Annotated in this window: 9 protein-coding genes; 3 read left to right on the top strand and 6 right to left on the bottom strand. The window is 38.2% G+C overall.

Features of this window, described 5'->3' with window-relative positions:
- Positions 1-82: 82 nt before the first annotated feature.
- Complete coding sequence (locus M9949_12935; GenBank protein ID MCO5252305.1) at positions 83-2,362, bottom strand: TonB-dependent receptor; 2,280 nt, start codon at positions 2,360-2,362, stop codon at positions 83-85.
- 305 nt (positions 2,363-2,667) lie between these two features.
- Here M9949_12935 and M9949_12930 point away from each other — a divergent pair, with 305 nt between their 5' ends.
- From M9949_12930 to M9949_12920, 3 genes are read left to right on the top strand one after another with little or no spacing between them, the layout of a single operon-like run.
- Entirely contained in the window at positions 2,668-3,222 is a 555-nt protein-coding gene (locus tag M9949_12930; protein MCO5252304.1) for an RNA polymerase sigma factor, read from the top strand.
- Positions 3,223-3,232: 10 nt separating this feature from the next.
- Positions 3,233-4,480, top strand: coding sequence for a porin family protein (locus M9949_12925; protein MCO5252303.1), 1,248 nt, complete (start codon positions 3,233-3,235; stop codon positions 4,478-4,480).
- A 21-nt stretch (positions 4,481-4,501) separates the two neighbouring features.
- Entirely contained in the window at positions 4,502-5,806 is a 1,305-nt protein-coding gene (locus tag M9949_12920) for an META domain-containing protein (protein MCO5252302.1), read from the top strand.
- A gap of 137 nt (positions 5,807-5,943) precedes the next feature.
- Here M9949_12920 and sucC read toward each other — a convergent pair whose 3' ends face one another.
- From sucC to M9949_12895, 5 genes are all read right to left on the bottom strand, one after another.
- Positions 5,944-7,182 carry an ADP-forming succinate--CoA ligase subunit beta gene (gene sucC, locus M9949_12915; GenBank protein ID MCO5252301.1) on the bottom strand — a complete coding sequence of 413 codons (1,239 nt, stop codon included), beginning with the start codon at positions 7,180-7,182 and terminating at the stop codon, positions 5,944-5,946.
- A gap of 244 nt (positions 7,183-7,426) precedes the next feature.
- Positions 7,427-9,325 carry a choice-of-anchor D domain-containing protein gene (locus M9949_12910; GenBank protein ID MCO5252300.1) on the bottom strand — a complete coding sequence of 633 codons (1,899 nt, stop codon included), beginning with the start codon at positions 9,323-9,325 and terminating at the stop codon, positions 7,427-7,429.
- Between the two features lie 144 nt (positions 9,326-9,469).
- Complete coding sequence (locus M9949_12905) at positions 9,470-9,955, bottom strand: DUF4199 domain-containing protein (protein ID MCO5252299.1); 486 nt, start codon at positions 9,953-9,955, stop codon at positions 9,470-9,472.
- A 15-nt stretch (positions 9,956-9,970) separates the two neighbouring features.
- Positions 9,971-10,333 carry a VOC family protein gene (locus tag M9949_12900; protein ID MCO5252298.1) on the bottom strand — a complete coding sequence of 121 codons (363 nt, stop codon included), beginning with the start codon at positions 10,331-10,333 and terminating at the stop codon, positions 9,971-9,973.
- A 93-nt stretch (positions 10,334-10,426) separates the two neighbouring features.
- Complete coding sequence (locus tag M9949_12895) at positions 10,427-11,008, bottom strand: Crp/Fnr family transcriptional regulator (protein ID MCO5252297.1); 582 nt, start codon at positions 11,006-11,008, stop codon at positions 10,427-10,429.
- Positions 11,009-11,395: the final 387 nt, after the last annotated feature.

The following is an 11,395-nucleotide window of genomic DNA, read 5'->3' as shown; positions in this document are numbered from 1 at the left end:
TGTTTAGTTTAGGTTAAGAATGGAATTGCTTGCAACTAAATATTCACAATGTATTAAATTTAAACGAATCCTTACTTCCGCTTTAAAACTCCAAACTTAGCCCTATCGTTGGCAATATTCCGAAGGATTCCTGGTATTCGGACACCTGGTCACGTGCATTCCATCTGACACCCGATACATTTTTGCGGGCGTAAACATTTTGAATATCAATGTAGAAAATCAAATTTGTAGTGCTGAAATTCCAACGTCTGTCTGCCCTTATATCAAGACTGTGATATAACGGCAGCCTTTCGCCTTCGTTATACCGGATGAAATCCCGCGAACCGGTCGGCAAGAATGGCGTTGTAGGAACACCCGTTGCAAGTCTGAATTTGCTGCTAACTTCCCAATGTGAGTTGATTCGCCATCCCGCAGAGATATTGAAAATAAACCTGCTGTCATATGCTCCCGGGCGTTCCAATCCGTCTAAGGCGATAAAATCAGACTCTGAGTACGTAGCACTTAGCAATCCGTAAACCGGAATTTCGCTGAATTTCTTTTGTATGAATAATTCAATTCCTCGCGACCTACCCGTCGCGGAATTTGAAAGTGGCTCCAACCCGAAAGGAATGTCGGAAGTAACATCATCGAAACCTGATGGAGATAATACTGCTTGTGGTCTGTAAACTCTGCCCGGATAATTCGCATAATCTTTGTAGAATACCTCCAGTTGGACTTTCACATCTTGCAAAGGTGTGTGAGCGTATCCTATGACTACTTGGTCGGCACGAATTGCTTTCAATTTATTATTCGGGTCGCCCAAAAGCCAAATATATGACGGAGATTGATAAAATCTACCCACACTAAATACAAATGAAGAAAGCTCATTTAGCGTATAAATATATGATAATCGGGGCGAGAAATAAAGCTCTTCTTCGGTGAAATTGTAGTAATCCATTCTACCACCGATTGTGAAACGATGATGCCCGATGGCTGAACTCAACGAAAAGTATGTCCCATTTTTGACGGATGTGAAACTCGTATCAATAGCTAATGGCTGCTCGGTACCATTATTATCAACGCGAAGAAACCCGGGAATAAGAATGCTATAATCTAAGATTGCTCCATATTTAATTTGATTCCCGAATGTTAATTCAGTTTTGCTTCCAAGCTGAAAATCCACGTCAGTTTTCAAAATCAATTCGCCTTCCTTAGATTCATTTCGGAATATTTCCACCAAATTGGAATCATTTTGAAAAGTTGAAAATCGCGTATAAGCATTACCGAGTGTGACAGTCGCAAATCCATCCTTGAATAAATGCCGCCATGTCAATCCCGAAAAATTGCGATATTGGTCCGGAACAGCAACTTGGCTATTGCTGAATCGTTTGTCGTCGTCCTCATTGTTCAATTTGACATTATTCAATGCCGTTACAAATAGATAAGTCAACTGATTTTTTTCGTTCAGCCTGTAATTTGCTTTTCCTTGGAAATCCCAATATTGCGGGACAAATCCAAATCCTGCCGCTTGGAAAATGAAATCGAGATAGCTGCGACGAGCACTGAAAAACCAAGAACCGTCATCTGCGATTGGTCCCTCGAGATTCAAACCAAATTGCGAAGCTGAAATCGTTGCTTTACCGCCAAACTGTTCCTCGCTACCATTTCTGAGTGTAATATTGGTCAGCGACGAGGTTTTATCGCCATATTTCGCTCCGAATCCACCGGACGAGAAATCTACATTCCGAACAAAATCAAGATTTATCATGGACAAAGGACCGCCTGTAGAACCTTGCGAACCGAAGTGATTGATATTGTCCACTTCGATGTTATCCACTATGAAAAGATTCTCGAACGGTGCCCCGCCACGCACGATTAAATCATTTCGTCCGGCTCCGGTTACATTCACACCGGGCAATAATGCAGTCGCCCTGATTACATCTTCTTGCACACCCGGCGAGCGCCTGATTTCTTCAAAGCTGAAACTCTGAGTACTCGTCACAGATTCAATTCGTTTAACAAAATAAGATGCACGAACTTCTGCACCTTCAAGCTCTATTACTTTTTCTACCATTTCGATTTCTAAGAAAATCGGTCGCCCTGAGCCTAATGCAATGTCCGTTTGTACGTAAGTTTCGTAGCCAATGCTCGAAAATTGGAGTTGCACGATTCCCACTGATACATTTTCAATTCTAAAATTCCCGTTGCTTTGGGAAATCGCTCCCAAATTTGTATTTAATAATCTTACAGTCACCCCCGGCAAGGGCTGTTTCGTCAATTTGCTTGTGATTCTACCCGTAATAGTACCGGTTTGCTCTTGGGCGGTAAGTATGTTAGCGAGTAATATGAAAGTCAATAAGGCATAAATTAGCCTAAGCTGCATTGTACAACTCCATAAAAAAAATTTTGAAACAAATTAGAAATTATGTATTTTACATTTAAATAAACGAATTCGGGGCACCAATATTTAAGGAAACGCACTTGTTTTGAGTTTTTAAAAATATTTTGTTCCTTTTTTGATTTTGAAGTGTCATTATAATAGTTTTGGATTACGAATTTTTAAAGTTTTGTTCCTTTTTTGATTTTGAAGTGTCATTATAATAGTTTTGGATTACGAATTTTTAAAGTTTTGTTCCTTTTTTGAATTTGAAGTGTCATTATAATAGTTTTGTTCACGGATTTTGAAAAATGTATTCTTTTAACGACAGCGAAATATTAGATATTATATATAAAGGTTCGAAACGAGACATCGAGCAAGCCTATAGGTTTTTGTATGCGAAGTACTCGAAGATGATTCATGCTTACTGTGCGTGTATTATCAAAGATAAGGACTTGGTCGAGGACATATTTCAAGAGACTTTCATACGATTTTACAATGCTGTGACTAAGGAAAAGACGATAACGAACATACCGGGATTTTTGACGATTACATCGAGAAACTTGTGCTACAATGCAATTCGAAGCAGAAAGAATAATGTCGAGCTTGAAGAAAATATGCTGGTGGATAGGGCAGAGGATAAGTACGAGAAAAAGGAATTGCTCGAAATCATCATTAGTGCTGTCGAATTTATTGATGAAAAATACCGGACGCCTTTTGTGCTGCGCGAATTCGAAGGGCTTTCGTACTCCGAAATAGCCGAACTATTGAATATTACTGCAGACAACGCAAAAGTTAAGACTACAAGAGCAAAAAAAATGATTATCAAAGTTTTACAACCGTATTTGAAAGATATTAGCAATTGAGAGGTAAAAAATGAATTACTCAGAAATTTTATATGATTTTGCCGAAGGCAATTTTGACGAAGCAGTCGAATCGGAGCTTTTCTTCGAAATGGCTTCCAATTCAGAGCTTCGCACCGAATTCAAGAACATATTGTCGGTCAATACTGCTTTGAATTCCAATCGTGGAATGTATGCCGTGCCCGAAGAATCAACAAAAGCTATCTTCAGTTCTGTTGGGTTACCGGCAGTTGCTTCTACTCTCAATCCGGCTTTTATCAGTTCTTCGGCAGCAGGAATTTCCAAAACGAAGTTCGTTTCCTCGCTTATTGCTGCTACAATTGTGACTGTACTGTTGACTTTATTTATAAGTGATAATTTTGCAAATAAAAATTTAGAACACAATTCTACTCAAGCATTTCTTCTCAACAATCAAGCATCAAACAAGCTCTCTGACTATTTTGCGGAAAATGCCCAAGATGCCTCAGAGCCAATAGCTTATAAAACTTTGGCAAAAGCCTCTTATACAAAATCGCCGAAATCGAGCAAGCCTCTGATAGCATCGGTTGATAATAACATAATTGCTGAAGTATCAGAATCGGACAAAGTGAAAATCATTGATTCCGAAAATACTTTGGAAAATTTACAAATTCTTGATTCTGAAAATACTTTGGAAAATGTTCAAGATGTTCCCGATAATCAAGAACCTTTATTGAATGATTTTAATACAATTGATAATACAATTTTAGCTGATAATGAGATTGATGTAGTCATATTTCCGCTAGAATCTGAAACATTTTGGAACAAACTCAATCTCGAAGTTAAAAATACACAAGATTGGATGTTGCCATCGCCAACAACGACACCATCTAAATTTGCAGCATTTCATAACTTATCGTTAGCGGTGAATTACGAATTTAACGATAACTTAAGCTCAGGATTTGAAGTCAGACGCGAGACTTTTTTCCAAAAGTTTGATTTCCGAGACGACGAGAATTTACTTACTATAATAGAACAACAACCCAATTTTACGACCTTTTACCTTACAAGCAAATATTCCTTTAATATGAGTGAACTAATTTCACCATATATCCAACTTAGTGCCGGCGCTAATAAAGTTGGTTTCGTGGGAAAATTCTCAGGTGGGGTAAACTATGATTTGACAAACAGTTTTGGAGTTTTGATTGGTGTCGAGTATGCCAATATGTTTTATGGGTATCGTGGCAATACTTTCAATTCTTCAAAGATTGGGTTCTTGTGGGGTTTGAATTATAAATTTTAATAATATATATAGGATTTAATTATGAAAAAGATTCTTTTAACAATAGCAGTATCTGCTATGCTATGGCTGACATCTTGCGAAGACCCGCTCGGTGTAGATGAAAATTACCGAATGACTCAAGAAGTAACATTCGAGACAGTATTGAAATCAAATCGCTCATATCAGGGCCAAACTGAAATCAAAGCTGTAATACGAAGCAAAGCTGAAGAAGAAGCTGTTTTATCGGCTTTGACATCAAAGCGTTTCGATTCTAACTTAGAAATAATTGATGTGAATTTTGGAAATATTGATTATGGTAAAGAAATGCTTGTTGTTTTCTTTGGCGGACCCAAACCAAGCAGTTCAATTTATGTCGAAATATCATCAATTATTCAAAATAATGGCAATATTGTCATCGGTACGAAAGAGTACCAACCCGAAATTGGTACAACTGATATCGGCTACCCAATTCACATAGTCAAAACAAAGCATATTTCCGGCGAAGTTGAATTCGAAGCAACGAAAGTTGTGAAACTCCCAACTGATGATGAGTTCGAGGAATTACAATTTGAAAGCATCAGAACCGGCTCGTACGGCATCGAAGCCGAAACTCCGGTCAGAATGGCTATTCGCAGTAAAGCGGAGGAAGTAGAATTTTTGAAATTGGTGCATTCAAATCAAATTGATGGAGGCGTTACGGTTCCTGTTGTTTTGCCGGACATTGACTATTCGCAAGATATGTACATTATCGTAATGAATGGACCGACAAGTAGCGGCAGTATTTATCTCAGGATTACATCAGTAATCTTGCAAAATCAAAAAATTACAGTTAATTCCACTTTGTTTATTCCGCAAATTGGTACTGATGACATTGGTTATCCATTTCATTTGATTAAACTTAAGAAACGCAGTGAACCTGTCGAATTCTCCAAAACGGATGAATTTCATATTGAAGGCGAGGGAGACCCGATTGAGGACACTAATAACAATTTAAAGTTATCGGCTTGGTCTTGGGTCTCATTCGAGGACTCTAAAGGAAATGTAGATTTCCCTGAAAATCATACAAATCCACAATTTCCATTTACAATTATATTCAAAGAAGACTTTTACGGTTCAGGAATCTCGGGTTGTAATGCCTATAGTTTTGGGTACTTTACAAACAAAAATAATGAACTCGAAATTAAGATGGGGTATTCTACATTAGTGCATTGTGAATTGACTGCAGAATTTATGGCGGCTTTAGGACAAGCTGAAAGCTACAAACTAATGGACGACAAATTAATTATTACGACTAAATCATCATCATACACAAAGATGAGTTTCCGTAAAATTGCATATGTTGAATAATTAACCTCACTCTCCAAAGTAGAAGGAGAAAGACAAAAAAAATGAGGCTGTCCCAAAAGGATAGCCTCTTTTTTTATATTTTCGCCCCAAAATCCTTTCCCCCTCTATCAAGAGGGGGTTAGGGGGTGTGTTGTTTTCTAATTCTTCATCACATCATTAACCAATTGCGCTGCATGTTCAAAATTTTCGGCTACTTTAAATGATAGCCCTGATTTTGAAAGCATTATCTTGGCTTCTTCAGCATTTGTACCGTCTAAGCGGACAATCACCGGCATATTCACATGCACCGTGTTCAGCGCTTGAATTATACCTTGAGCCACGCGGTCACAACGAACAATTCCGCCGAATATATTGATTAATACAGCCTTCACATTTTTGTCGCTCATCATTATACGGAATGCGTTCGCAATTCTTTCAGGATTTGCACCACCGCCCACATCTAAGAAATTAGCCGGTTTGCCGCCCGAAAGTTGAATCAAATCCATTGTTGCCATTGCCAATCCGGCACCGTTTACCATACATCCGACGTTGCCGTCCAATTTGATATAGTTCAGATTGTACTTAGACGCTTCAACTTCCAAAGGGTCTTCCTCGGTCACGTCACGTAATTCCATGTATTCGGGATGACGGAACAAAGCATTTTCATCAAAAGTCATTTTGCAATCCAAAGCAATCATTTTGCCGTCATTTGTGAGAACCAAAGGATTGATTTCTACCAAACTGCAATCCAAATCTTCGTATGCTTCGACCAAATTATTGATGAATTTAACGAAATTATTGAATGCTTCGCCGGCAAGTCCGAGACCAAACCCAAGACTGCGTGCTTGGAATTGTTGGAATCCTGTTGCAGGGTCAATGTGTTCCTTCAGAATTTTTTCGGGAGTCTCTTCGGCAACTTTTTCAATCTCAACGCCACCTTCGGTCGAAACCATGATAACGTTTTTGCCGGTAGTTCTGTCCAATGTGATGGATGCATAGAACTCGCGGTCAATTGCCACGCCTTCTTCGACTAAGACTTTGGAAACAACGCTTCCTTCTTCGCCGGTTTGGATGGTAACGAGACGATTGCCCAATATTTCTCTCGCATATTGATATACTTTGTCGGAAATATTGCCATTGCGAATGATATTTACACCTCTGACAGGGCTATCAAACAAGTAGATTGGTTGCCCTGTTTCGATATTTTTAACTGTGCCTTTGCCTCGTCCGCCGGCATGTATTTGCGCCTTCAGAACGACTGTGCCAATTCCTTGCGATTCAAATTCATCATAAGTAATCTTTCCTGCATCAAATGCATTGAAAATTACCCTGTTTTTCAGAACCGGTACCTTGTAACGCTTCAGCAATTCTTTGGCTTGGTACTCATGAATTTTCATGCTAAACCTTTAATAATTTTATTTCCGAAAATATGTCATATTACAAAATTAATAAATCGTTTCTAATAGCAAATTATTTTTATTATGATATGATTTTTTAATTTTCGGTATTTTTCATAGTTGTCATTTGTATAATTATTCGCTGAACAAACAGGCTTAATTATCATAATAAAAGGTCATCATAAACACTTGTCGGTGCTTATAATGACCTAAAATTATTTACAAATTATTTATGCTTATTGATTTATCTTACGATGCTAAATTTGGTTGAATATCGCTGCCCACCAATCTCGCATACCAAAAAGTATATTCCGTTTGCAAAGCTGCTCAAATCAAATGTGTATTCGAGTTTATCGCCATTTACTGTAAATAATTCGCTCAAAGCAGTTCCATTCAAATCGCTAATGTGCATTTTTTCAATTTGTCCAATATTCAAATTATTGAAATTGATATTTAGTTGACTTATTGCCGGATTGGGAAATAAAGCAACATAATCACTCAAATCGAAATCACGAACGCTATTAGGAGTCGATATCCCCTCTCCGGAAAGATTGATTTCCACCCATTTATTAGCTATATCATTGGTTTCAATGATTACAGATGCATTATACACTCTGGTTTCAGTAGGGGAGAATGCAATTTGGACTATCATATCATTACCCGGTTGAATAGTAGAAATCATAGAAGATGCAAATGAAAAGTATGATTTATCTAAACCATCAAATCCAATTGTTTCTATTTCCAAGTCTGCATCTCCAATGTTACTGATTGTAAATTGGCTTGTTCCATTTTCAGTCAATTCGACCTCGCCATAATCTATTGATTGAACTGATAGTGTCATACTTGGCGAACCCACTGCCTCAGATTGCCCGAAAAGCTCTACAAGTTCAGTAGCTGCATTCGTTGCGTTCGATTCGATTATTATCATAGCATAAAATTCTTCAGCGATAATTTTGGGATTGAAAGTTACTTCTATATCCAAAACTTCATTTGGCTGAATTATAACTCCTTCGTAGGTATCGGGAATTGAAAAAGCCATGTAATCATCATCAACCAATTCAATTAAATCAATTACTAAGGGAGCTTCTCCGGTGTTGTACAACTGAACTGTTTGTTTGGCTGTTTCATTAACATTCTTAGTCCCAAAATCCAGTACATATTGGTCAACTGTTAATTTGGGCTCTTTGGGCTTTTCTCCGAATGAATACTTGTAGAAATTTCGCGAAAATTGGAAGTCCGGCAAAGTAACACCTGTGCCGAAATAAATTTCTTCGCCAATTGTAAAACCACAAGACCAAGCTGTATTATTATACGGTAAATTCATTTCCGTCATTAGTTTCCAATTATCTGTCATTGGGTCATATTCGTAACAATCTTTGTAAGTCTCGGTGTATTGGCTTTGTCCGCCTGCGATATAGACTTTGCCTTTCATAGCATATGCAACTGCTGTTTGTCTGGCAGTTCCGGTAAATGATTTTTTGGGGATAAATTGATAGGTAGATGGATTGAATTCATACCATGTAATATATTCGGCTACACCAAATGATAAATTGCCCAAACCAACGAAAACTCTGCCATCTACAACTATTGCACTTGAAAATAATATACCATCTTCGGGATAATCTCCTATATATGTCCAAGAATCATTGCTTGGATTATACTCCCAAACGTCTCTATGAACGCCGCCACCTTCGCCGCTGAATCCGCCACCGACATAGCCTTTGCCGTTTATTGAGAAGTTAAAGCAAGCGTCACGTGGTCCACCGGGGAAATCTTTCAATTGTGTCCATTGTTGGCTCGTTGGGTCAAATTTCCAAAAATCTTTTTTTAATGTTTGAAGTGTTCCTTCTGGGTCGCCGCCTCCCACGTAAGCAATGCCGTCAATCACGAAATGAAAAGCCCAGCCTCGTTCGCCGCCACCTATGTCGGGCATCTTTTCCCAAGTTTTGGTGCTTGGGTCATATCGCCAGAAATTTTTCTCATTAGGTCCGCCACCAACGTACCCAAATCCATCTATTTCAAACGAAATGCAACCATCGGTCGCCGGTCCGCCATAATCTGCAATTCTCTCCCAAGAGTTTGCGTTAATTGTGAAGCATACCATACAAATGATTGCTGCTAAATATAATTTGTAGTAACTCATGTTAGCTCCGAATAAAAGTTTAAAATGTTGTTTATTTATACATAATCAATGTCTCCTATTGAATTTACAATAATATTAGCACGACTTATCTTCAAAGCATAGAGACTAATTTAAAAAATATCTAAAAAACTTAGCGCAAAGGAATCAATTTGGCTTATCCTTTTTGACAAAAAAAGCAACAATTACTGTGGTTATGATACCCATAACCGGTGCTCCAATAAGCCCCTGAATCATATAGCTTTGGAGATTGAAGTAATCACTTGCTGCGGCATGAGTCATTTTCCCTGATTCAACTACGTAATTGATAATAGTCGGGAAATACTCCGGTGTAATCATTGTTGATGTTATATATTGAGTCAACGGACTTAGTATTGTGACTATCAATGTTATTATCAGACCGGTGATTACGCCGTTTTTGTATGACATTATGCCATTAAAATAATTCTTTCTCTTATCGAGCAAAGCAAATACATACAATGTAATCGCAGGAATGGCAACAAAATTAGTATAAATCGCATGCTTATCAATATGCTCTGAATGTAATCCGAGTACTTTTTCTAACAACATCCAAAGCAACATCATAGCTGCAAATATTAATGCCCATTTTATTTCGATTTTGTATTTATTCATGATTTTCTCCGGCGATTAAGCTTTTAGTTCTTGCCATATACCATGAATATTCCCGTCAGGGTCAGTAAAATAGCATATCCAACCAACGCCGGGAACTTCCATTTTCGGCAATACGATTTGCCCGCCTGAGCTGACAATTTTCTCGGCGGTATCGTCAATACTTTCGACAATGATTGAATTTACCAAGGGTTGCTTGGGGTCTTTTTTTGCCATCACGGCACCATTGATGCCGGGAGTACTGTTATCGCCCGAAACTGCAAACCAATATTCATCTTCGCCAAATTGCTGGAAATTCCAACTGAAAACTTCCTCGAAGAATTTCATTGTTTTTGCAGGGCGGTCGCAAGGAATCTCGAAATGCACTACTCTATTATACATATAAACCTCATTAAAATATTGAATAAACTTAATTCAATACAAAAATAAAGTTAGTCAATCACAATAATCTTGTCATATGATAAGAAATGACGCCTATTTCGAGGAGATATACTTTCGGATGCGGCTCAATGAAGTATCGGTGATACCTAAATAAGATGCAACATGCTTTAGCGGAGCATAGTGCAGTATCTCGGGATTTTCACTCAATAAAGCAAGATATCTGTCCGTAGCCGAATCGGTAATCATCGCCAGCGAACGCTCTTTGGTAGAAAAAAGCGCTCTTGCCATCCATGTCCGTCCCCATTCGGTGAATGCATTTATGGTTTGGAACAATTCCTGAAATTCGCTGAATGATATTTTCCAACATGTGCAATCAGTCAGTGCCTGGATGTTTTCCTTAGTTTGGCTACGCAAAAATAGCGATGCCACTTCAATAACGATGTCGCCCGGACTGAAAAATGCTGTGGTTACCTCGTTACCTTCGAAACTATTTGCATAAGCACGGATTAAGCCTTCTTCCAAGCAAAAGTATTCGTTTGCAATTTGCCCTTCGCGAAGCAAAAAGTCGCCTTTTGCAATCTGCACCTTTTCGTGGCGCGAACAAATCATATCGTAATCGCTCGTTTTCAGACTCGGGTAATTATATATTTGTCTAACAGTAGTAAACTCATTCATAAATTCATCCAATTTATTTTTTTTAATTTAAACTTTTCCCTATTTGACATGACACATGAAAGGCGAAAAAGTCACCAACTTTTTTCGATTTGTTGAATTTTTATAAAAATAATCAAAATAAATTTGCATAGTTCAAAAAATTTTGTATGTTTGCATTATCCATATTGTGTGTTTAGAGCATTTTCCTACCGAAGCGAGCTGCCCATGCTCGCTTTAGTTTTTTTGTGCCCACTGTCCCGTATTTGTGTCTCGCATCCTAATACTTTCACCAACATAGCCCATGAATTTATTCGTGGGAAAAGAAGAACCAAGACGACCTCACCCCGACCCTCTCCAAAGGAGAGGGAGAAAGACAGTGAAAATCCCTCAAAAGCCGTTCCCCCTCTT

Origin of the sequence: Candidatus Kapaibacterium sp. (assembly GCA_023957315.1) — a bacterium.
Classification (GTDB): domain Bacteria; phylum Bacteroidota; class Ignavibacteria; order Kapaibacteriales; family UBA2268; genus PGYU01.
Note: the sequence above shows the minus strand (reverse complement) of the source record. Positions and strands in the feature narration are given on the sequence as shown.